15 protein-coding genes are annotated in these 21,734 nt (G+C 62.6%); 12 read left to right on the top strand and 3 right to left on the bottom strand.

What is annotated here, in order from left to right; genetic code table 11:
* The first annotated feature begins 184 nt into the window (after nucleotides 1-184).
* From AC1RT2_RS22985 to AC1RT2_RS22955, 7 genes are all read left to right on the top strand, one after another.
* Entirely contained in the window at nucleotides 185-1,387 is a 1,203-nt protein-coding gene (locus AC1RT2_RS22985; protein WP_493105664.1) for a 2-aminoethylphosphonate--pyruvate transaminase, read from the top strand.
* 18 nt (nucleotides 1,388-1,405) lie between these two features.
* Entirely contained in the window at nucleotides 1,406-2,668 is a 1,263-nt protein-coding gene (gene phnA, locus AC1RT2_RS22980; RefSeq protein WP_493105662.1) for a phosphonoacetate hydrolase, read from the top strand.
* Between the two features lie 10 nt (nucleotides 2,669-2,678).
* Nucleotides 2,679-4,133: a phosphonoacetaldehyde dehydrogenase gene (gene phnY / locus AC1RT2_RS22975; RefSeq protein ID WP_493105660.1), complete on the top strand. Its 1,455-nt coding sequence runs from the start codon at nucleotides 2,679-2,681 to the stop codon at nucleotides 4,131-4,133.
* A gap of 295 nt (nucleotides 4,134-4,428) precedes the next feature.
* Nucleotides 4,429-5,451, top strand: a complete 1,023-nt coding sequence (locus AC1RT2_RS22970; protein WP_493105658.1) for a putative 2-aminoethylphosphonate ABC transporter substrate-binding protein — start codon at nucleotides 4,429-4,431, stop codon at nucleotides 5,449-5,451.
* 81 nt (nucleotides 5,452-5,532) lie between these two features.
* Nucleotides 5,533-6,705, top strand: coding sequence for a putative 2-aminoethylphosphonate ABC transporter ATP-binding protein (locus AC1RT2_RS22965; RefSeq protein ID WP_069063231.1), 1,173 nt, complete (start codon nucleotides 5,533-5,535; stop codon nucleotides 6,703-6,705).
* A 2-nt stretch (nucleotides 6,706-6,707) separates the two neighbouring features.
* The gene (locus AC1RT2_RS22960; RefSeq protein WP_493105656.1) at nucleotides 6,708-8,723 is read left to right on the top strand and encodes a putative 2-aminoethylphosphonate ABC transporter permease subunit; all 2,016 of its coding nucleotides are present in this window, start codon (nucleotides 6,708-6,710) and stop codon (nucleotides 8,721-8,723) included.
* Nucleotides 8,724-8,822: 99 nt separating this feature from the next.
* The gene (locus tag AC1RT2_RS22955) at nucleotides 8,823-9,689 is read left to right on the top strand and encodes a LysR substrate-binding domain-containing protein (RefSeq protein WP_493105654.1); all 867 of its coding nucleotides are present in this window, start codon (nucleotides 8,823-8,825) and stop codon (nucleotides 9,687-9,689) included.
* Nucleotides 9,690-9,698: 9 nt separating this feature from the next.
* On the opposite strand, the gene AC1RT2_RS22950 is transcribed toward AC1RT2_RS22955, so the two are convergent.
* On the bottom strand, nucleotides 9,699-10,589 hold the full coding sequence (locus AC1RT2_RS22950) for a LysR substrate-binding domain-containing protein (RefSeq protein WP_493105652.1): 891 nt from the start codon (nucleotides 10,587-10,589) through the stop codon (nucleotides 9,699-9,701).
* 138 nt (nucleotides 10,590-10,727) lie between these two features.
* Here AC1RT2_RS22950 and pbfA point away from each other — a divergent pair, with 138 nt between their 5' ends.
* Both pbfA and AC1RT2_RS22940 read left to right on the top strand, forming a co-directional pair.
* A complete protein-coding gene (gene pbfA, locus AC1RT2_RS22945; protein ID WP_493105650.1) occupies nucleotides 10,728-12,089 on the top strand; it encodes a (R)-1-hydroxy-2-aminoethylphosphonate ammonia-lyase in 1,362 nt (453 codons plus the stop codon).
* A gap of 34 nt (nucleotides 12,090-12,123) precedes the next feature.
* Complete coding sequence (locus AC1RT2_RS22940) at nucleotides 12,124-13,134, top strand: 2-hydroxyacid dehydrogenase (protein ID WP_493105648.1); 1,011 nt, start codon at nucleotides 12,124-12,126, stop codon at nucleotides 13,132-13,134.
* A 115-nt stretch (nucleotides 13,135-13,249) separates the two neighbouring features.
* Here the strand turns inward: AC1RT2_RS22940 and AC1RT2_RS22935 are convergent, their stop codons facing one another.
* Entirely contained in the window at nucleotides 13,250-14,302 is a 1,053-nt protein-coding gene (locus AC1RT2_RS22935) for a GlxA family transcriptional regulator (RefSeq protein ID WP_493105646.1), read from the bottom strand.
* A gap of 180 nt (nucleotides 14,303-14,482) precedes the next feature.
* Between AC1RT2_RS22935 and AC1RT2_RS22930 the strand changes: the two genes are divergently transcribed.
* The 3 genes from AC1RT2_RS22930 (at nucleotide 14,483) to arsK (ending at nucleotide 19,148) form a co-directional block, all read left to right on the top strand.
* The gene (locus AC1RT2_RS22930) at nucleotides 14,483-15,265 is read left to right on the top strand and encodes a DeoR/GlpR family DNA-binding transcription regulator (protein WP_493105644.1); all 783 of its coding nucleotides are present in this window, start codon (nucleotides 14,483-14,485) and stop codon (nucleotides 15,263-15,265) included.
* A gap of 88 nt (nucleotides 15,266-15,353) precedes the next feature.
* Nucleotides 15,354-17,804, top strand: coding sequence for a GcvT family protein (locus AC1RT2_RS22925; protein WP_493105641.1), 2,451 nt, complete (start codon nucleotides 15,354-15,356; stop codon nucleotides 17,802-17,804).
* Between the two features lie 138 nt (nucleotides 17,805-17,942).
* Nucleotides 17,943-19,148: an arsenite efflux MFS transporter ArsK gene (gene arsK / locus AC1RT2_RS22920; protein ID WP_493105639.1), complete on the top strand. Its 1,206-nt coding sequence runs from the start codon at nucleotides 17,943-17,945 to the stop codon at nucleotides 19,146-19,148.
* Between the two features lie 112 nt (nucleotides 19,149-19,260).
* Here the strand turns inward: arsK and AC1RT2_RS22915 are convergent, their stop codons facing one another.
* A complete protein-coding gene (locus tag AC1RT2_RS22915) occupies nucleotides 19,261-21,684 on the bottom strand; it encodes a GcvT family protein (protein WP_493105637.1) in 2,424 nt (807 codons plus the stop codon).
* Nucleotides 21,685-21,734: the final 50 nt, after the last annotated feature.

Here is a 21,734-nt window from a genome sequence, read left to right as displayed (position 1 = left end):
ATTCGTTGATCACGGCTATGACCTATCCGCGCCTGCGCTGGACTGGGATCTTTTTGAAAGCAGTCGGGTGCCCACAGTTAAGGGACATAAGAAAAATCTATGTATCGATACAAAAGAACGATTTTACAGATATGTTTTTCAGCCGCATTGTCATCCCCGGATAAGCAAAACGTGAGGACGGACCATGCCGAACACCGCTTCTGACAGAACGATCGCGCCGCTGGAATCACCGAAGCTCGGTGAACCCTATCTGCTGACCCCCGGTCCGCTGACGACCGCCTATTCAGTCAAGGAAGCCATGCTGCGGGACTGGGGTTCATGGGATGGCGACTTCCGTGCCATGACCAGCGATCTGCGCCGCCAGCTCCTCGATATTGCCGGCGACACAAAGGGCGAGTTCGATTGTGTCCCGATGCAGGGCAGCGGTTCCTTCTCGGTCGAGGCAATGCTCGGCAGCTTCGTTCCGCGTGAAGGCAAGGTGCTGGTGCTGAGCAACGGCGCCTATGGCAAGCGCATCGCGCAGACGCTCTCCTATCTCGGGCGCGACCATATCACGATCGACAAGGGCGACTACATGCCGCCACGCGGCCCTGAAGTCGCCGCGGCACTCGATGCCGATCCGGCAATCACCCATGTCGTGGTCATTCATTGCGAAACCAGCTCCGGCATCCTCAATCCGCTGAAGGAAATTTCCGACACCGTCTATGCCCATGGTCGCAAACTGCTCGTCGATTCGATGAGCGCCTTCGGTGCCGTGCCGGCCGGCCTTGCCGATTTCCGCTACGAAGCCATCGTTTCCTCCGCCAACAAGTGCATCGAGGGTGTGCCGGGCTTCGGCTTCGTCATCGCCCGCAAGAGCGAGCTGGAAGCCGCCAAGGGCCGTAGCCATTCGCTGAGCCTCGATGTGCATGCCCAGTGGGACTACATGAACAAGACGGGCCAGTGGCGCTTCACGCCGCCGACCCATGTCGTTGCCGCCTTCCTGGAGGCGCTGCGCCTGCATCGCGAGGAGGGCGGCGTCGTCGCCCGCGGCGGGCGCTACGCCCGCAACCGCGATGTCATGGTGGCCGGAATGCGTGAGGCCGGGTTCGAAACGCTTCTTGCCGACCAGTGGCTATCGCCGATCATCGTCACCTTCTTCAGCCCGGCCCACCCGGCCTTCGCCTTCGATCGTTTCTACAGCCTGATGAAGGACAAGGGTTTCATCATCTACCCCGGCAAACTGACGGTCGTCGACAGTTTCCGCGTCGGCTGCATCGGCCGCATGGACGAGCATGTCATGCGCCGCGTGGTTGAGGCTGCCCGCTCGTCGCTCGCCGAAATGGGCGTCGATAGCGCCGCTCCGCCAGCCATCGCCCTTGAAGAACGCAGCCGTCTCGCCGCTTAACGAAGAATGGAACTCCCGATGAACCAGATGTCCACGATCACCGTCACCGCCAACCGGCGCACCTATCCCTGGCCGAACGTCCCGGCGATTGCCATCTGCCTGGACGGCTGCGAGCCGGCCTATCTCGACGAGGCCATCAAGTCCGGCCTGATGCCGACGCTCGCGCGCATCCGCAAGACGGGCACGGAGCGCACCGCGCTCAGCGTCATCCCGAGCTTCACCAATCCCAACAACCTCTCCATCGCCACCGGCCGCCCGCCTTCCATCCACGGCATCTGCGGCAACTATCTCTACGAGCCGGCGACCGGCAAGGAAGTGATGATGAACGACCCGCGGTTCCTCCGCGCGCCAACCGTCTTCAAGGCCTTTTACGATGCCGGCGCCCGTGTCGCCGTGGTGACCGCCAAGGACAAGCTGCGGGCGCTGCTCGGCCATGGCCTGAAATTCGATGAAGGCCGTGCGGTCTGCTTTTCGTCCGAAAAGTCCGACACCTCGACCAAGGCGGAACACGGCATCGACAATGCATCGGCCTGGCTCGGCCGCCCGGTGCCGGAAGTCTATTCCGCGGAACTCTCGGAGTTCGTCTTTGCCGCGGGTGTCAAGCTGCTCAAGGAGTTCCGTCCGGACGTTATGTATCTGACGACCACCGATTATGTGCAGCACAAATATGCCCCGGGCGTGAAGCAGGCGAACGATTTCTACGAGATGTTCGACAAGTACCTGACCGAACTCGATGCCCTCGGCGCGGCGATCGTCGTCACCGCCGATCACGGCATGAAGCCGAAGCACAAGGCGGACGGAACGCCGGACGTCGTCTACGTGCAGGACCTGCTGGATGAATGGCTCGGCAAGGATGCCGCACGCGTCATCCTGCCGATCACCGACCCCTATGTCGTGCATCACGGCGCGCTCGGTTCGTTTGCCACGGCGTACCTGTCGGAAGGCACCGACAAGGAGGAGATCATCGAACGGCTGAGGGCGATCGACGGCATCGACGTCGTGCTGTCCCGCCCGGAGGCCTGTGTGCGCTTCGAACTGCCTGACGACCGCATCGGCGACATCGTGCTTGTCTCGTCGGAGAACAAGACACTCGGCACCAGCGAACACCGGCATGACCTTGCAGCGTTGAACGAGCCGCTGCGTTCGCACGGCGGCCTGACGGAGCAGGAAGTGCCCTTCATCGCCAACCGCACGCTGCCCGAGCTTCTCTCCGCCGGCACATTGCGCAACTTCGATGCCTTCTACTACGCGCTCGTCGCAGCCGCGCAGCCGGCAAAATAAGGAGCGAACGATGACCAAGGTGGAAACGACATTCGCGATCCGTCACGAGCCGATGCGAATTGCCGGCAAGATGGTCGATACCGAAGGGGTGGTCGAGGTGCACTACCCCTGGAACGATGCCGTCATCGGCACCGTCCCGGCCGGCAATGCGGAGCACGCCCGCAAGGCTTTCGAGATCGCCGCCGCCTACCAGCCGAAGCTGACGCGCTACGAGCGCCAGCGCATTCTCCTGAAGGCCGCCGAATTGCTGGTTGCCCGCAAGGAGGAGATTTCCGACCTCATCACGCTGGAACTCGGCATTTCCAAGCAGGATTCCCTCTATGAGGTCGGCCGCGCGTTCGATGTCTTCACGCTCTCCGGGCAGATGTGCATTCACGACGATGGTGAAATCTTCTCCTGCGACCTCACCCCCCACGGCAAGCAGCGCAAGATCTTCACCACCCGCGAGCCGCTGACCGCCATCTCGGCGATCACCCCGTTCAACCATCCGCTCAACATGGTGGCGCACAAGGTGGCGCCGGCGATCGCCACGAACAATTGTGTGGTGCTGAAGCCGACCGAACTGACGCCGATGACGGCTTTGGTCCTCGCCGACATTCTCTACGAGGCTGGCCTGCCGCCGGAAATGCTCTCCGTCGTCACCGGCTGGCCGGGCGATATCGGCATGGAGATGATCACCAATCCGAATTTCGATCTCATCACCTTCACTGGCAGCGTGCCGGTCGGCAAGCTGATCGCGACGCATGCGCATTACAAGCGCCAGATCCTTGAACTGGGCGGCAACGACCCGCTGATCATCCTCAACGACCTGTCGGATGACGACCTCGCGCGAGCGGCAGACCTTGCGGTCGCGGGGGCCACGAAGAATTCCGGCCAGCGCTGCACGGCAGTCAAGCGCATCCTCTGCCAGGAGCGTGTGGCTGACCGCTTCGTGCCGATGGTGCTGGAGCGTGCGAAGAAGCTCAGGTTCGGCGATCCCATGGATCGGACGATGGATCTGGGCACGGTCGTGCATGCCAAGGCTGCGGAAGTCTTCGAGCGCCGCGTGCACAAGGCGGCCGAGGAGGGCGCGCAGATCCTCTACGATCCCGGCCGGCGCGGTGCGCTGCTGCCGCCGATCGTCGTCGACCACGTGTCCCACGCGAGCGAGCTGGTGATGGAGGAGACCTTCGCGCCGATCATCCCAATCGTCCGTGCACCGGATGATGACGACGCGCTGATTGCGCTTTCCAACTCGACGGCCTTCGGCCTGTCCTCGGGCGTCTGCACCAACGATTTCCGCCGCATGCAGAAATACATTGCTGGGCTGAAGGTCGGCACGGTGAACATCTGGGAGGTGCCGGGCTACCGCATCGAGATGAGCCCCTTCGGCGGCATCAAGGATTCGGGCAACGGTTACAAGGAAGGCGTGATCGAAGCCATGAAGAGCTTTACCAATGTGAAAACCTTCTCTTTGCCCTGGTGATCTCAAGCAATCCCCTACGGGATCACCCTTTCCGGGAGCCGCTTCGTGCGGCTCCTTTTTTGTTGCCTGCGGGTGGGGCGAGTTATGACAATTGCGGCGGCAAACGTTACGAGGGTGCCTGTTTTAGCGGCAAATGATCTATAGGTTTTATCTTCCGAATGATAAGAATAATAAATTTTACTTACTGAAAACCAATGCGCAGAATGCCTCCTGAAGCCGACCACACAAGGGTGACGCCTAGATTGCCCGCCGCGCTTCCCCGGTTTTTCCAGGCCTTCAGAGGAGATTTTCAATCATGAACAAACGCATGCTTTTTTTGCTTGCCGGCACTATCACCGCCGCGCTTCCCACCATCGCGTTCGCTGAAACCCAGCTCACGGTCTATACCGCTGTCGAAGCCGTTGACCTTGACCGCTATAAGGCGACCTTCGAGAAGGCCCACCCCGACATCAAGATCAACTGGGTGCGCGATTCCACCGGCATCATGACTGCCAAACTGCTTGCCGAAAAGGACAACCCGCAGGCCGACGTCGTATGGGGCCTTGCCGCGACGTCGCTGCTTCTCCTCAAGACCGAAGGCATGCTGGAGGCCTATGAGCCAAAGGATGTCGCGGCGCTGGACAAGAAATTCGTCGACAAGGACACACCGCCGAGCTGGGTCGGCATGGACGCCTATGTCGCGGCGCTCTGCTACAACACCGTGGAAGGTGAAAAGCTCGGCCTCAAGGCGCCGACGAGCTGGGACGACCTAACCAAGCCGGAATACAAGGGCCACATTGTGATGCCGAACCCGGCCTCGTCGGGCACCGGCTTCCTCGACGTCTCGGGCTGGATGCAGATGTGGGGCGACGAAAAGGCCTGGTCCTTCATGGACAAACTGCATGAGAACATCTCGGCCTATACGCATTCCGGCTCGAAACCCTGCAAGATGGCGGGCGCCGGCGAGGCTGTCATCGGCGTGTCGTTCGAGTTCCCGGGCGCCAAGGCCAAGAGCGCCGGCGCGCCGATCGACATCATCTTCCCGTCCGAAGGTTCTGGTTGGGAAGCCGAGGCGACGGCCATCATCGCCGGCACGGCGAATCTCGATGCGGCCAAGACGCTGGTCGACTGGTCGGTGACCAAGGAAGCCAACGAGATGTACAATGTCGGCTATGCCGTCGTCGCCTATCCCGGCGTCGCCAAGCAGGTCGAGCATCTGCCGTCCGACATTGCTTCCAAGATGATCGACAACGACTTCGAATGGGCCGCAAACAACCGCGGCGCCATCCTCAAGGAATGGCAGAAGCGTTACGACGCGAAGTCGGAACCCAAGAGCTGATCCTGATCGACCGGGCGGGGCGTTTTCGCGCTCCGCCCTTCGCATTCTCGACCATTGCCTGACAGCCAGCGGAGCTTGCAGATGAGACATGCCATGTCGATCGAACCGACACCCACAAGCATTGCCCGCGACACCGGAGAGGCACATAAGCCGTCGCCCTATCTGGAAATCACCGATCTCTGGAAGAGTTACGGCGATTTCGTTGCGCTGCGCGACATCTCGCTCACCATTGCAAAGGGCGAATTCATCTGTTTCCTCGGCCCGTCGGGCTGCGGCAAGACGACCCTGCTGCGCGCGATTGCGGGTCTCGATCTCCAGACGCAGGGCACCATCCTGCAGGGTGATCGCAATATCTCGACCCTGCCGGCATCTCGGCGCGATTACGGCATTGTCTTCCAGTCCTATGCGCTCTTCCCGAACCTCACCATCGAGCAGAACATTGCCTTTGGCCTGGAAAATACCGGCCGCTCGAAACCGGATATCGCCGCCCGCGTCGCCGAGCTTCTGGCAACGGTCGGTCTTTCGGCGCAGGGCAAGAAATATCCAGCCCAGCTTTCCGGTGGCCAGCAGCAGCGCATCGCGCTTGCCCGTGCGATCGCGATTTCGCCCGGCCTGCTTCTGCTCGATGAACCGCTGTCGGCGCTCGATGCCAAGGTGCGTGTACACCTGCGCCACGAGATCAAGGCGCTGCAGCGCAAGCTTGGCGTGACGACAATCATGGTTACGCACGACCAGGAAGAAGCGCTTGCCATGGCGGACCGGATCGTCGTCATGAATCACGGCGTCATCGAACAGGTCGGCTCGCCGACGGACATCTACCGTCATCCCCGCACCCTGTTCGTTGCGGACTTCATCGGCGAGACCAATCAGTTTCCGGCCAAGGTGCTGCCGGATGGCCAGGTCGAGATCGGTCATTCGGCCTTCTGCTGCCCGACGGAAGGCTTTGCGACGGGCGACACCGCGACAGCCGTCGTACGTCCGGTCGATATCATCCCGCATGGCGCCGATGCGCATGCCGTCAACGCGGCCGACCGGCCGGCGACGCCGCAGAACCTCATCGATGCCGAAGTGCGGGAGATGGAGTTTCTCGGCATGTTCTGGCGCACGCGGTTGACGGCGCCACGGCTCGGGGAGCGCTCGCTTGTCGCCGACTTCTCCGTCAATGCGGTCCGGCGCCTCAGCATCGAGACGGGTGCCGTCATCCAGGTGGAAATCCCGCGCGATCGCCTGCTGCTCTTTCCGAGGAGTGCGTGAGGATGAACATCGACCTTGAAGCACCATACCTGCCGCTGGTCGGCAAGCGACTGCGGCAGGAAACCTCCCGCGACGATCGTATCAAGCTCGGCTTCATGGCCGTCATCGGGCTCTACCTGGTCGTTGCCCTGGGCGCGCCGCTCTTCATCATGCTGTCGAAATCCCTCTCGACCTACCGCTTCGATCTCGCCGCGTTCGAGTTCCAGGTGAGCGACGAAACGCGCACGAACTGGGGGCCGGTCGTCACCGCGGCCGCGCTCAACCAAGAGCTCGGCGTCGTCGCGGAAGACGAGCTTGCCAGCAGTTCCGATGGTCGCCTCGCCGCGACCAAGTTCTTCCCGGACTTCAGCTTCCGCAGCCCCGTTCACTACCGCATTCGCGGCACGACCGGTGACACTGCCTTCCTCGCCGGCTCGACGCTGGAGAAGGGGACGGATTGGCGGGAATACGATTCCGGCACTTTCCGGCGTGTCGTGCTGCGGCCGGCGAGCAGCCTTGGTCTCGAGAACTTCAAGACCTATTTCTCGACGCCCGCACTGGCGCGGTCCATCTACAATTCGGTGCTGATGGCGGCGATCAGCACCGTGGTGACGATCTCCATCGCCTTTGCGCTCGCCTATGGACTGACGCGCAGCTGCATGCCGCTGAAGGGTCTTTTCCGTGGTATCCTGACGATCCCGATCCTTGTGCCGTCACTGCTGCCGGGCATCGCGCTCGTCTATCTCTTTGGCAATCAGGGTGTCTTCAAGGACTGGCTGATGGGTTATTCCATCTATGGTCCGATCGGCATCGTCATCGGCTCGGTCTTCTTCACGCTGCCGCATGCCTTCCTCATCATCCTGACGGCGCTGTCCATTGCAGATGCGCGGCACTACGAGGCGGCCGCGTCGCTGAAGGCCAGCAAATGGCGCACCTTCACCACCGTCACGGTGCCAGGTGCGCGTTACGGCATTGTCTCGGCCGCCTTTGTCGTCTTCACGCTGGTCATCACGGATTTCGGCCTGCCAAAGGTGATCGGCGGGCAATACAGCATGCTCGCCGTCGATATCTACAAGCAGGTGATCGGCCAGCAGAATTTCGAAATGGGGGCGGTGGTTTCCGTCATCCTGCTCGTGCCGGCAATCCTCGCCTTCGCCGTCGACCGGCGCATGCAGAAGCGGCAGGTGGCGCTGCTATCGGCCCGCGCCGTGCCCTATGCACCAAAACCCAATGCCGGTATGGACAGGATCTGCTTCGGCTTCGCTTGCCTGGTCAGCCTGTTCATCCTCGGCATGATCGCCATGTGCCAGATCGCGGCGCTCGTGAAATTCTGGCCCTATGATCTGACGCTGACGACGAAGAATTTTGCCTTCGACCTGATGGACGGCGGCGGCTGGGCGGCCTATGGCAACTCGATCAAGCTGGCGCTGTTGACGGCATTCTTCGGCTCGCTCGTCGTCTTTGCCGGCGCCTATATGGTGGAGAAGACGGATGGCTTCCGCTTTGGCCGCAGCCTCTTCCACTTCCTGGCGATGATGCCCATGGCCGTGCCGGGCATGGTGCTCGGCCTTGCCTATATCTTCTTCTTCAACAACCCCGCCAACCCGCTGAACTCGATCTACGGAACGATGGCGATCCTCGTGATCTGCACCGTGACGCATTTCTACACGGTCGCGCATCTGACGGCACTGACCGCGCTGAAGCAGATGGATCCGGAATTCGAATCCGTCGCGTCTTCGCTGAAACAGCCGTTCCACAGGCTGTTCTTCCGGGTCACGGTGCCGGTCTGCCTGCCGGCGATCCTCAACATCGCGATCTACCTGTTCGTCAACGCGATGACGACGGTCTCGGCGGTGGTGTTCCTCTACTCCACCGATACCAAGCTTGCTTCGGTCGCCGTGCTCAACATGGATGATGCAGGCGATATCGCGCCGGCAGCGGCGATGGGCATGATGATCTTCTACACAAATGTCGCCGCCAAGCTCATTCACGCGTTGATCGCCCGAGGGCTACTGGCCCGCACCCAGGCGTGGCGATAGGAGGTGCCCACGATCCTGATCGGACCGCACTGGAGTCGTTCTTGCCAGGCCAGGCAAACGCGACTACCGTGAGGTAGGATTAGAAAAATTAAGGGTGTCATGGCCTCCGCACATTTGCCGCTGAATTGGCTTCGGGCTTTCGAGGCCGCCGGGCGGCTCGGTACGTTCGCTGGCGCCGGCGTTGAACTGAACGTTACGCCGTCCGCCGTCTCGCAGCACATCCGCGCACTTGAAGGCAGGCTCGGCAAGGAGCTGTTTACACGGCATGCCAATGGCGTCAGGCTGACAGTTCCGGGTCGGCGTTATGCCGAGGAGCTCGGACTGGCCTTCGCCGCGATCGACGAAGCCAGCCGCCGTTTTGCCGGGCATGGCACGCGCGAAATGCTGGTCGTGCACGTGCCCACGTCGTTTGCCAGTCAATGGATTGCGCCGCGGCTCGATCTGTTTCGCGCGCGTCAGCCTGAGATCGACCTCAGGCTGACGGCGCTCGACCACGGTGAGGACAAGGTCGATGCGACGATCGCGTTCGGGCTGGGCAACTGGCCGAAACACCAGGCGATGCTCCTGCTTTGTGACGAGGCATTTCCAGTCTGCGGACCGAAATATGCCGAGGCGCTGGCCTGCCCGCAGGATCTGAAGGGGCACGACCTTTTGCATGTGCCCGGATATGCGGAAGACTGGGACACATGGCTCACCCATGCCGGCGTCAAAGGCATCGATACGTCGTCCGGGTCGTTCTTCGATCAGTCGATCATGGCGATTCGGGCCGCCGTGGAGGGCAAGGGCGTCTTGCTGGGCCGGGCAGCACTGATCGAACGTGAGCTTTCCAGCGGCTTGCTCGTGGAGCCTTTCGACGTCCGCCTTCCGGCCGCTGGTTCCTACTGGTTCCTCACCTCGGGGCCGAAGGAAAACCTGCCGAAAGTTGCGGCATTCCGTGACTGGCTGTCCGAGATGACTGCGGCCTAGGCCTCTGCGTCAGGGAGAAGGATCGCGACGCGCCTCGCTCGGCATTGATCGCGCTGTTGCGAAGAACGCCTGGATCGACTTGCTATTGCGACGATCCTTCAGGCAGATCAGCTTTTCGTGCATTGAAAGCGGATGGCCTTCGAGCGCGATCTTGACCAGCCTCGGATCGTTGTCGAATTCCGCTTCGGAGACGACCCCGATACCGAGCCCGGCGGCAACGATCCGTCGGACGGCCTCGCGCCCCTCGGCCTCGATTGCGCAACGGAGGGCTACGCCTTGCGCCTCGGCAAGTGTCTCCAGCATCTGCCGGGTGCGCGAACCCTGCTCCCGCATGACAAGGGGCCACGGGCTCAATGCTTCGAGCGGAAGGCTTGCCCGGGTCGCAAGGGGATGCGACTGCGCGACGAAGAGCACGACGGGTGAGACATTGAGCGAAAAAACCTCGAACGGCCGCTCGTCGACGATGTCGCCAAGGACCCCGATATCCACATCATAGGCAAGCAGATCCTCGACGATGCTATGCGAGTTTCCGCCGACGATCTTGATCTGGATGCCGGGAAACCGGCTCTGGAAAACGGTGAGCACGTCGAGGACGTGATCCACCGAATCGGCCGCGATCCTGAGCATGCCTGCCCGTAGTGACCGCTCTTCCTGCAGAACCTCGAGCGCCTCTCCTTCGGCATCGAACAGGCGGCGCGTCGCCACCAGAAGCCGGGATCCTGCTGGCGTCAGTTCGATCTGGCGGCGTTTTCGTACGAACAGGGCGGCATCATACTCCTCTTCCAGCCAGCGCACCTGGTCGGAAATGGCGGGCTGCGTGAGGTGCAAGGTGCGCGCCGCCCGCGAAAAGCTGCCGGCGAGAGCCACGTGGTGGAAAGCCCGAAGCTGGACATAGCGCATGAGAGGCCAAGACCTTTGAGATTGACGCTTCCATAATATCGAGAAATTCTTAATTTTCTAGAATAATATCGATTTTATCCGCGCTCCGATAGATGCGATAGGTTTCGCAACACGATGTTGCGATGATCGGAGAAAACGATGAAGGCCAAAGCACCCGCCTTGGTACACACGGAGGGCGAAGCCAACACGACGGCGGCGCGTGGGGCCTGGAACGCCCGGATGGGCGATGAGCGCACGCATTCCCTCGTGGCGCGCGACGCCGCCGCGTTCCTCCACCAGAGCCTGTCCAGCCCCTGCCTGTCGGCCATCGCCAAGGCGGAGGGCATCTGGATCGAGGACACCGCCGGCCGGCGCTACATGGATTTCCACGGCAACAGTGTCCACCATATCGGCTACGGCCATCCGCGGCTGAAACAGGCGATCAAGGCCCAGATCGACGATTTGTGTTTCGCGCCGCGTCGTTTCACCTGCGAACCTGCTGTCGAGCTTGCCGAAATGCTGGGCAAGCTTGCGCCTGGCGATCTCGGCAAGGTTCTGTTCACCACGGGTGGGTCGGATGCGATCGAGGTTGCACTGAAGCTGGCGCGCGCCGCCACCGGCCGCTTCAAGACCCTTTCCTTCTGGGACGCCTTCCACGGCGCCGGTTTCGGCGCGTCGAGCGTCGGCGGCGAGGCGACCTTCCGCTCGGGCATCGCCGGCCCGCTCCTGCCGGGCGCCGAGCATGTCGCGCCATGGGCGAACCGCCACTGCGCTTATGGCCAGGACAATCTCGAAAGCTCCGCCCGCGCCTGCGCCAACATGATTTCTTACGTGCTGGCGCGCGAGGGCGATTTTGCAGCCCTTGTCGCCGAGCCGATGCGGGCAACGCCCAATCCGCCTGCACCGGGTTTCTGGAAACAGGTGCGCGAGGCCTGCGACCGGCACGGGACCTTGCTGATCTTCGACGAAATTCCGACCGGCCTCGGCAAGACTGGACGCTTCTTTGCGTGCGAGCACGACGAGGTCGTTCCTGATATCCTCGTTCTCGGCAAATCGCTCGGTGGCGGCATCCTACCGATTGCAGGCGTCGTCGCCCGACGCGATCTCGATGTTGCGGGCGATTATGCCATCGGCCACTACACCCATGAAAAGAACCCCGTTACCACGCGAGCGGCGCTGACGACCATCTCGATCATCCTCGAGGAGGGGCTCACCGAGCATGCCGCCGAACTCGGCGCCTACGCGATGGACCGGCTCGGGACCTTTGGCGAACGCTGCGCAGCAATCGGTGATGTGCGCGGCCGCGGCCTGCTCTTCGGTGTCGAGATCGTCGCGAGCCAGACAGATTTCACGCCGGACAATGCGCTGGCCGAACGGGCCTATTATCGCTGCCTGGATGCAGGTTTGAGCCTGAAAATCAGCCAGGGCAACGTCATGACGCTCTCGCCGCCCCTGGTGATCTCCCGCGAGGAGCTCGATCGGGCACTGACAATCGTCGAACAGTCGATCCTCGCGGGCTGACGGAATCGGTATCGGACAAACGAGGAGCAATGCCATGAAAGCCGTCCGGACGGATCAGGAAATCGAATGCCCGGAAATCGACGCCGGCCTGCGCGCACGCGGCGTCGAACTGATCACGTTGCCGGATGGCATCCCGGAGGACAGGCTGATGCGGGAGGTGGCAGACGCCGACCTCCTTTTGATGTGCTACACGCCGATCACCGCCCGCATCATCGCTTCGGCAAATCGGCTTCGGGGCATTGTCAAATATGGTGTCGGCATCGATGCCATCGACATTCCGGCGGCCATGGCGCGCGGCATACCGGTCGTCAACGTGCCGGACTACGCGCAGGAGACGGTGGCCGAAGCGGCCTTTGCCCTGACGATTGCGCTTGCCAGGCGCCTGCCCGAGATTGGCCGGGCCATGGAGCGCGATGGTTGGATCTGGCCGGATGGGCGTTGGCTGGGACGCGATATCGCGGGTGCGACGATGGGGCTGGTGGGCACCGGAAAGATCGGCCGAAGCATGGCGCGCATGGCGGGCGCCGGCTTTCGGGCGCGCGTTCTCGGCTACGATCCGCATGTCGACGCGGCAGCGATGGCCGCTTCCGGAATCGAGAAGGTCGACGATCTTCAGGCGATGTTGCGGCAATGCGATTTCGTTTCGTTGCACACCATGCTGAACGCCTCGACGCGTCATCTGATCGGCCGGGCCGAACTCGCCTGCCTCAAACCGTCCGCGATACTCGTCAACGTTTCGCGTGGGGCGCTGATCGACGAGGCAGCGCTGGTGGAAGCCGTGCTTGCAGGCCGCCTCGGCGGCGTTGGGCTGGATGTCTACGGCCAGGAGCCCCTGACGAAGGAGGGCCATCCCCTCAGTGCCCTCTTCGGGCGTCCCGATGTCATCCTGTTTCCACACCTGGCATTCTTCACCGACGAAGCGATGCGGCGTCTTTCCGACGACACGTTGGCCCGCTGTTTCGAGGTGTTGGAAGGCCGGCCGGTCGAGATACGATCGTATGACCCGCGCCTGCGCATGCAGGAGCACAACGTCGTCTTCGCGTGAGGCATTCTTGGCTGCCTTCTCAATTTTGCCCGGGCAAGCTCTTTAGACGCTAGCGTGAGACGGAGGTTGCCTGACAAAATCTCGTGGATCGGCGCTGAAATGCGCCTGGGCCGCGCTAGGCGACACGGCGCTCCTCAAAAACCATTCGGCTTTCCTCTTTACCGCCCGCGAGGATGAGGCGGCGGCGGTCGGCTTCGGCCATTCGCGTTGCCAGCGGGGTGCAGCCGTGGCGCTCCCGATAGGTCCGGGAAAAATGCGATGCGCTGGAGAAGCCGCAGGCCATGGCGATTTCGATGACGGGCTGCGATGAACTGAGCAACAGCAGGTGCGCCCGCTCCAGCCGCATATCGAGGTAATAGCGCGCCGGCGATCGCCCCATCTCGCGTTGGAACAGGCGCTCCATCTGGCGACGCGAAAGCCCGCTTGCCGGCGTCATGTCGGCAAGTTTCAGCGGTTCGGCGAGGTTCGCTTCCATTTGCTCGACGATGCGGATCAGGATCGGGTTGTCGATGCCGAGGCGCGCCTGCAGCGGCAGGCGCTGGCGCTCGCCCGCTTCGCGCACGCGTTCGGAAAGCGAAAGCTCACAGATGCGATTGACGACATCCTGCCCCAGATCGTCCTCCACGATGCGCAGGAGCATATCGAAAGGCGCGTTTCCGCCGGCGCAGGTATAGAGGTCATTATCGATCTCATAGGCGCTCTGGCGTGTGTCGACGGCGAAAAACCGCTCGGAAAAATCCGGGAAATGTTCCCAGTGCACGGTGCAGCGGTGGCCGTCGGCCATGCCGGTTCGTGCCAGACAGTAGATCCCGCCGGCAACGCCTGCGAGCGGAACCCGGTTGCGCCGGGACAGCCGGAGCCATGCCTCGAGCGCCCGATCCTCTGGCGGTGCTGCTCGCCCGCCGCAAACGACGATGAGGCGCGACTGTACGGGCTGATGCGGCCATGCGCGTGCCTCGGCAAGCGCTCCGTCGGGCGCGATGCGGGTTCCGCAGGCGCCCAACACCGGCTGGCCATCCCCTGTCACTACATGCCAGTCATAGATCGGGCGGCCCGCCACCGCATTGGCCAGGCGAAGCGCCTCGACCGCTGCGGAAAAGGCATGCAGGGTGAAGTCATCGAGCAGATAGAAAGTGAAGCGGCCGCCCCGCGCGCATGTCTGCTGCATTGTGATCTCCCGTGGTGGTGGAGGCATTGTGCAAAAAACAATTACATTATGCAACATAAATGGACAGGGAAGGCGTTAGGCTGGAGCTGGAATCGCCATGCCGGGGGCGTGGAGCGGCCCAGGCTCGTGTGTTTTACAGCGCGGCTTGCCAAAACAACAAAAATGACCGCAGATATCCACATGACTGATCCTCAAAGCGCCCGGGCTCTTGCCCCCCGCCGTCACGGCGAGATTCTTCGCCGCCTGGCTGCCGACGGCACGGTCGGCATCGCCGAGCTTGCTGAGTTCTTCGACGTGTCGCGTCAGACGATCCGCCGCGATCTGAAGCTTCTCGCCGATCGCGGTCAGCTCGATCTCGTGCATGGCGGCGCGACCCTGTTCGAGCCGACAGAGGCGGCCTTTACCGCGCGGCGCGAAGAGAATGCCGATGCAAAGGCTGCGATCGGCCGGGCTGCGGCGGATCTGGTGCGTGACGGCATGGTGGTCTTTCTCGATTCTGGTACGACCACGCTTGCGACGGCCCACGCGTTGTTGGAGCGAAAAAACCTAACGATTTGCACGACTTCGCTTTCGATCGCGCTTCTGATGTGCCGGCAATCGATGACGCGTGTGCACATGCTGGGCGGTGAGATCGATCGAGACGAGGAAGCCTCCATCGGCGTTGATGCGCTGGAGGCGATCAATCACTTCCGCGTCGATGTCGCCTTCCTGGGTGGCGGTGGCCTGTCGCCGGATGGCGAGGTGACGGACTTTACCCGCAACGGCGCCGAACAGCGGTCGCGCATGGCGGCGACGGCCGGCAAGGCCTACTTCCTCCTCGACAGCTCGAAATTCGGCCGACTGACGCCGCTGCGGATTCCACGGTTCGAACTTGCCGCCGGCGTGGTCGTGGATCGCCGTCCGCCGGAGGCGATTTGCGAGGCGCTGGAGCGAAAAGGACCAGTTTTGATCGTTGCCGAGTGATGCAATGTAATAATTTGTAACTTTTTGTCTTGTTCTTTCTCGTCGTTTTGCTACGGTGCGGCCTTCCAGAGCTTCGGGAGGTCGCTTTATGGCGCAGGAATTTCCAACACAGGCACAGGTCGTCATCATTGGCGGCGGCATCATCGGCTGTTCGGTCGCCTATCATCTGACAAAACTTGGCTGGACGGATGTCGTCCTCCTGGAGCAGGGGCAGCTCAGCGGCGGCACGACCTGGCATGCCGCCGGTCTCGTCGGCCAGCTGCGCAGTCATGCCAACATGACAAGCCTCATCAAATATTCGACGCAGCTCTACAGCGAACTGGAGGCCGAGACCGGGCTTGCCACAGGCTGGAAGAACTGTGGCTCGGTCTCGGTGGCGCGCACGGCCGATCGCATGACGGTACTGAAACGTACCGCGGCCTCCGCCCGCGCACAGGGCGTCGCGATCGAGGTGATTTCGCCGAAGGAGGCGCAGGATCTCTGGCCGGTCATGGCGATCGATGACCTTGTCGGCGCTGTCTGGTTGCCCGGCGATGGTAAGGCCAATCCGACCGATCTCACGCAATCGCTCGCCAAGGGCGCCCGCAACCGCGGCGCGCGTATTGTCGAGCGGGTGCGGGTCACCGGAATTTCGACGAAAAATGGCGCGGTCACCGGCGTGGACACGGATCGTGGCGCGATCGCGGCGCAAATCGTGGTCAATTGCGCCGGCCAATGGGCGCGCAAGGTCGGTCAGATGTGCGGCGTTTCTGTACCGCTCCATTCGGCAGAGCACATGTATATCGTTACCGGCAAGATCGAGGGCGTGCATCCCGACCTGCCGGTGATGCGCGACCCCGACGGTTACATCTACTTCAAGGAAGAGGTCGGCGGCCTCGTGATGGGGGGGTTCGAGCCTGAGGCCAAGCCGTGGGGCATGACGGGCATTCCGGACGATTTTGAGTTCGCGTTGCTGCCGGATGACTGGGACCAGTTCGAAATCCTGATGCAGAATGCGCTGGAGCGCGTTCCGCAACTGGCGACCTCGGAGGTCAAGAAATTCTACAACGGCCCGGAAAGCTTTACGCCGGACAACAACTTCATTCTCGGCGAAGCCCCGGAGCTGAAGAATTTCTACGTCGGCGCCGGCTTCAACTCCATGGGCATTGCCAGTGCCGGCGGGGCAGGGCGGGCGCTGGCAGAATGGATCGTCAACGGTGCCGCGACCATGGACCTCTGGCCCGTCGACATTCGCCGTTTCGCAAACTTCAACAACAATCCGCGCTGGCTGCATGATCGCGTCAAGGAAACGCTCGGCCTCCACTATGCCATGCCCTGGCCGAACCGCGAGCTGGATACGGCACGCCCCTTCCGCCGCTCGCCGCTCTATGACCGGCTTGCTGCAAAGCGTGCCTGCTTCGGCTCGAAGATGGGCTGGGAGCGCGCCAACTGGTTTGCCGCCGCGGACGAGACACCGGTCACGGACTACTCATTCGGCCGGCAGAATTGGCACGAGGCCGTCAGGCGCGAGATGGAGGCGACACGCAACACCGCGGGCGTCTTTGACCAGACGTCTTTCGCCAAGCTGCTGGTCCAGGGGCGGGATGCCGCGGCTGCGCTGAACCGCATCTGCGCCGCCGAGATCGATGTCGAAATCGGTCGTTCCGTCTATACGGGCCTGCTGAACGAGCGCGGCGGCTATGAGAGCGACTTGACGGTCATGCGTCTGGCAGCCGACCGCTTCCTTCTCGTCACCGGTTCGGCGCAGGCCGTGCACGATGCGGACTGGATCCGCAAGAACATCGTAGCGGATGCCCACGTGACGCTCACCGACGTCACCTCCGCCTATGCCGTCCTGGCACTGATGGGGCCGAAGTCGCGCGACATCCTCGCCCGTCTCACCTCCGCCGATCTCTCCAACGAAGGCTTTCCCTTCGCCACGATCCGCGAAATCGATGTCGGTTATGCCACGGCCTATGCAAACCGCATGACCTATGTCGGCGAACTCGGCTGGGAATTGATCGTGCCGACGGAATTCGCCGTCGGCGTTTATGAGGCGCTGCACGAGGCAGGCCGCGACTTCGGGCTTTTGGATTGCGGCTACTATGCGCTGGAGGCGCTCCGGCTGGAAAAGGGCTATCGCGCCTGGAGCCGCGAGTTGACGCCGGATATCACCCCATACGAGGCGGGTCTTGCCTTCGCGGTTGCCCTGGACAAGCCGGGCGGCTTCATCGGCCGGGAAGCGCTCGTTGCCGCAAAGGCCAAGGGTGTGCCGGCCCGGCGTATCGTGCAGTTCACCGTGGACGATGCATCGCCCATATTGTGGGGCGGTGAACTGATCCTCAGCGACGGCAAGCCGATCGGGGAAGTGCGCTCGGCGGCCTATGGTCATGCGCTCGGCCGTTCCGTCGCTCTCGGCCTCATCGAACATGCGTCCGGCGTGGACAAGGATTTTCTGACCGGGAGCCGCTTCGAGGTCGAGCTTGCCGGCGAGCGCTTTGCGGTGACGGCCCACCTTTCGGCGGCCCATGATCCAAAAGGCCTGCGGGTGAAGGCATAGGCGGGCTCTAAACGTCGTTGCCTTGGCCTGCCTGTTATGGTTCCTGATGGTGGGCCGCGGCCGCGGGACATCCCACCATCAGTGAAAGCGTGGAGCATCGGCTGCGCGCGAGAAAATGCGCCGAGCGAGGACGACGTCTTGCATAACCCGAAAGTGCCCGTCGGTATCGTCATCGCGCTCGGCATGACCCAGATCATCGGCTACGGCAGCCTCTATTACAGCTTCAGCATCCTGGCGCCTGCTGTCGCCAAGGATATCGACCTCACCGTCGCGCAGGTCTTCGCCGTCTTCTCCGCGTCGCTGTTCGTTGGAGGCTTGGCGGCGCCCTACATCGGCCGGCAAATGGATCGCATTGGCGCCGCAACGGTGATGACGATCGGCTCGGCCCTGTCTGCGCTGACCTTGGTCCTCTGCGCGTGGTCGCCGTCCGTGGCGGCCTTCGCCCTCGCCATCGTGCTCCTGGAGATATCGTCCGGCATGGTTCAATACCAGGCCGCCTTTGCGACACTGGTGGAAGCCGATCCCCGATCCGCCTCCAGAAGCATCACGTATCTCACACTTATCGCCGGCTTTGCCTCCACGATCTTCTGGCCGATCTCGACGGCGCTGATGGGTTATCTGTCCTGGCGCGAGATCTATCTCGTCTATGCTGCGCTCAACTTGGCCGTCTGCATGCCGCTGCATCTCTGGATTATGAGGAAAGGCAGGCTTGCCGCGACGGGCGGATCGCGGCCGGTGCGCGAACATGTCATCGGAGCGATTCCGCGTGAACGACGCCGCAACACCGTGCTCCTCTTGTCTGTTGCATTCGCGCTTCTGGGTTTCACCCTGGGCGCGATGCTCGCGCATATGGTGCCTATGCTTACGGCACTCGGCCTTGGAAGTGCTGCCGTTGTCATCGGTGCCCTGTTTGGTCCGGCGCAGGTCCTCAGCCGGCTGATCAACATGATCTTCGGCACGCGACTGGCTCCACCGGCCCTCGCCTTGATGTCGGCCATGCTCATGGTGCTCAGCGTCGTCATCCTGGCGCTGTCCGGCGACTGGCTTCCGGGGGCGGTCGCCTTTTCCATTTGCCTCGGCCTCGGATCGGGTATCAACAGCATCGCCCAAGGTAGCCTGCCTCTCTATCTGTTCGGCTCCGACGGCTATGGCGCCCTCACCGGAAAGATGGCCGCTGCGCGGCTGGCTGCCGGCGCAGCAGCTCCCTTTGCGTTCGCGGCAACGATGGAGACGTTCGGGATAGGAGCTTCGCTCATCGTCAGCGCCGCCCTTGGTGCCATTGGGATCGGTGCGTTTGTCGCAGTCGCCGTGTCGGCGAAGCGGAGCGTCGTCCGCGCCCCATGAACCGTTAAATTGCATGGGATGAGCGCCCGCAGGTTTGGCAAACGGGAGATGCCGTCAACGGCGCGGCATCTCCCGCTCCATGCGGGGGTTCTGGTACAGACCCCGTCTCGAACTACATGCGGATGCGCTCGCCGGAAGGATCATAGGCGCACCGCTCCACGATCCTTGCCCTGCTGCGGCGGCCGAAGGCCTCGACTTCGATTTCGCTGAGCGCCATGTCCTCGCCCTTGAGATATCCGAAGACGATCGAAGCGCCGACGGTGTGGCCGAAATCGCCGCTGGTGGTCATGCCGACGACGCGGCCGTTTACCGACATTGCTTCGCCACCATAGACCGGCAGAGGCTCATCGAGCTGGAAGCAGGCGAGTTTACGGGCGATTCCGCCCGCCTTCTGGGCCGCGATCGCATCGCGACCCTGGAAATCGCCCTTCTTCATCGACACGGCAAAGCCAAGTCCCGCCTCCAGGGGGGTGTCGTCAGGGGTGATGTCCGCGCCCCAATACAGGTAGCGCTTTTCCATGCGCAGACTGGAGATTGCCTTGTAGCCGACGTCGGCGATGTTGAACTCGGCACCTGCCCCTCTCAGCGTCTCGTAGACGTAGGCCATGTATTCGGTGGGCACATGCAGTTCCCAGCCGAGCTCGCCGACATAGGTGACACGCGCGGCCATGACCGGCGCCCAGCCGATACGGATGTCGCGACACGTCATGTAGGGGAAAGCGTCGTTGCCGACATCGTCCTCACTTACCTTGGCGAGAACGTTGCGCGAAAGCGGGCCGCAAAGATTGATGACACCATAGCCGCCCGTCACATCCTGCACGTGAACCGATCCGTCGCGCGGCATGTGGCGGCGGATCCAGCCGCCGTCGCGCGTGCCGAAGGCCGAGCCGGTCACCACATGGAACCGGTCCTCACGCCGCCGCATGATCGTGAGATCGGCCTCGATGCCGCCGCGCTTGTTGAGGAACTGCGTATAGATTACGGCATTTTCACTGCGGTCGACATTGGCGGCCGCCAGCCATTGCAGGTAACGAAGCGCGCCCGGACCGGTAACCTCGAATTTGGAAAAGGACGATTGGTCTACCAGCACCACGCCCTCGCGGACCGCCCGGTGCTCGCGGCCGATGACCGCGGCATAGGGCGCGCGCTCAAAGGTTTCGAGCGGCGGTTTCGGCTCGCCGGCTTTCAGGAAATAGTTGGGCCGCTCCCAGCCGAATTTCACGCCGTTGACCGCCCCCTTGGTCGTGAGGGTCTCATATAGCGGCGAGCGACGTAGCGGACGGCAGGCCGAGCGTTCTTCTTCCGGCCAGGCGACGGCGTAGTATTTCGAATAGGCCTCAATGGCACTGTCACGCAGATAGGCAAGCCCGCCATGCGGCTGACCGAAGCGGCGCAGGTCGAAGGCCCAGAGATCCATGCCGGGGTCGCCCTCCAGGATCCAGTTTGCCATGGCGCGTCCAGCCCCACCCGAAGCCGCGATCCCGGACGTGAAGCCGCAGGCGACGAAGAAATTCTCGAAGTCGCCGGCAAGGCCCATGACCGGCTCGCCATCGGCCGAGATCGGTATGGGGCCATTGACCACGGAGCGCACGCCCAGTTCGTTCAAGATCGGAATGCGGTTCGACGCCCCTTCGATCACCTCGGCGATACGCTCGAGGTCGTCGGCGAACAGTTCCTGACCGAAGCTCATCGGCAGCTTGCCGAGGCCATAGGCGGCGCGGGTTTCCTTCTCCCAGCCGCCGATCACCATCGCGCCCGGCTCCGGCTTTACGTAGAAATTGGCGTCGGGGTCGCGCAGTGTTGGCAGATTGTCTGGCACCAGCGGTGACTTCTCCGTCACGAAATATTCGTGCTCGACCACGGTGATCGGCAGGTCTATGCCTGCGAGCTCGCCGAGCTGGCGCGCCCAGAGGCCGGCGGCATTGACGACCACCTCGCAGCCAATGTCGCCCTCGGTGGTCTTGACGGTCGTGATGCGGCGATCCTTGATGGCAAAGCCGGTTACGGTAACGCCCTCGACAATGCGCACGCCGCCGGCTCGTGCACCCTTGGCATAGGCATGGGTCAACGAATAGGGATCGACATGGCCGTCCGAGGCGATCCAGGTCGCGCCGCGCAGCCCCTTGACGTCGACAAGCGGAAACAGTCGCTTGATCTCGTCGGGGCCAACCAGCTCCATGTCGAAGCCGTAACTTTTGGCGGCGGTGTGGGCGCGTTTCAATTCCTCCCAGCGGGCATCGGAGGCGGCAAGCCTGAGGCTGCCGACGTTCTTCCAGCCGACGTCCTGGCCAGTCTCGGCACCGATCCGGGCGCAGAGGTCGGCGCTGTATTGCATCAGACGGGTGAGGTTCACCTTGCTGCGCAACTGCCCCATCAGCCCGGCGGCATGCCATGTGGAGCCAGCGGTCAATGCGGTTTTCTCGAGGAGAAGGACGTCTTTTTCTCCCGCCTGTGCGAGATGGTAGGCGATGCTGGTGCCGATTGCGCCTCCGCCGACAATGACGATGCGGGCGTGGGAGGGAACTTTGCTGGGCATATTCGGCCTTTCCGGTTGGGGCTTTCGACAGCGAGATGGTTTGTTTGCCC

Source organism: Shinella sp. GW821-FHT11G07, assembly GCF_058808115.1.
The sequence above is the reverse complement of the archived record's forward strand: the minus strand, read 5'-3'. Positions and strand labels throughout refer to the sequence as shown.

Bases quoted from the DNA above. Each gene is read 5' to 3' on its own strand.
- AC1RT2_RS22940 (WP_493105648.1), top strand. From the start codon at position 12,124: ATGAAAGCCGTCCGGACGGATCAGGAAATCGAATGCCCGGAAATCGAC.
- pbfA (WP_493105650.1), top strand. From the start codon at position 10,728: ATGAAGGCCAAAGCACCCGCCTTGGTACACACGGAGGGCGAAGCCAAC.
- AC1RT2_RS22970 (WP_493105658.1), top strand. From the start codon at position 4,429: ATGAACAAACGCATGCTTTTTTTGCTTGCCGGCACTATCACCGCCGCG.
- AC1RT2_RS22925 (WP_493105641.1), top strand. From the start codon at position 15,354: ATGGCGCAGGAATTTCCAACACAGGCACAGGTCGTCATCATTGGCGGC.
- AC1RT2_RS22955 (WP_493105654.1), top strand. From the start codon at position 8,823: ATGGCCTCCGCACATTTGCCGCTGAATTGGCTTCGGGCTTTCGAGGCC.
- AC1RT2_RS22965 (WP_069063231.1), top strand. From the start codon at position 5,533: ATGAGACATGCCATGTCGATCGAACCGACACCCACAAGCATTGCCCGC.
- AC1RT2_RS22960 (WP_493105656.1), top strand. From the start codon at position 6,708: ATGAACATCGACCTTGAAGCACCATACCTGCCGCTGGTCGGCAAGCGA.
- AC1RT2_RS22935 (WP_493105646.1), bottom strand. From the start codon at position 14,302: ATGCAGCAGACATGCGCGCGGGGCGGCCGCTTCACTTTCTATCTGCTC.
- AC1RT2_RS22930 (WP_493105644.1), top strand. From the start codon at position 14,483: ATGACTGATCCTCAAAGCGCCCGGGCTCTTGCCCCCCGCCGTCACGGC.
- AC1RT2_RS22985 (WP_493105664.1), top strand. From the start codon at position 185: ATGCCGAACACCGCTTCTGACAGAACGATCGCGCCGCTGGAATCACCG.
- phnA (WP_493105662.1), top strand. From the start codon at position 1,406: ATGAACCAGATGTCCACGATCACCGTCACCGCCAACCGGCGCACCTAT.
- AC1RT2_RS22950 (WP_493105652.1), bottom strand. From the start codon at position 10,589: ATGCGCTATGTCCAGCTTCGGGCTTTCCACCACGTGGCTCTCGCCGGC.
- phnY (WP_493105660.1), top strand. From the start codon at position 2,679: ATGACCAAGGTGGAAACGACATTCGCGATCCGTCACGAGCCGATGCGA.
- AC1RT2_RS22915 (WP_493105637.1), bottom strand. From the start codon at position 21,684: ATGCCCAGCAAAGTTCCCTCCCACGCCCGCATCGTCATTGTCGGCGGA.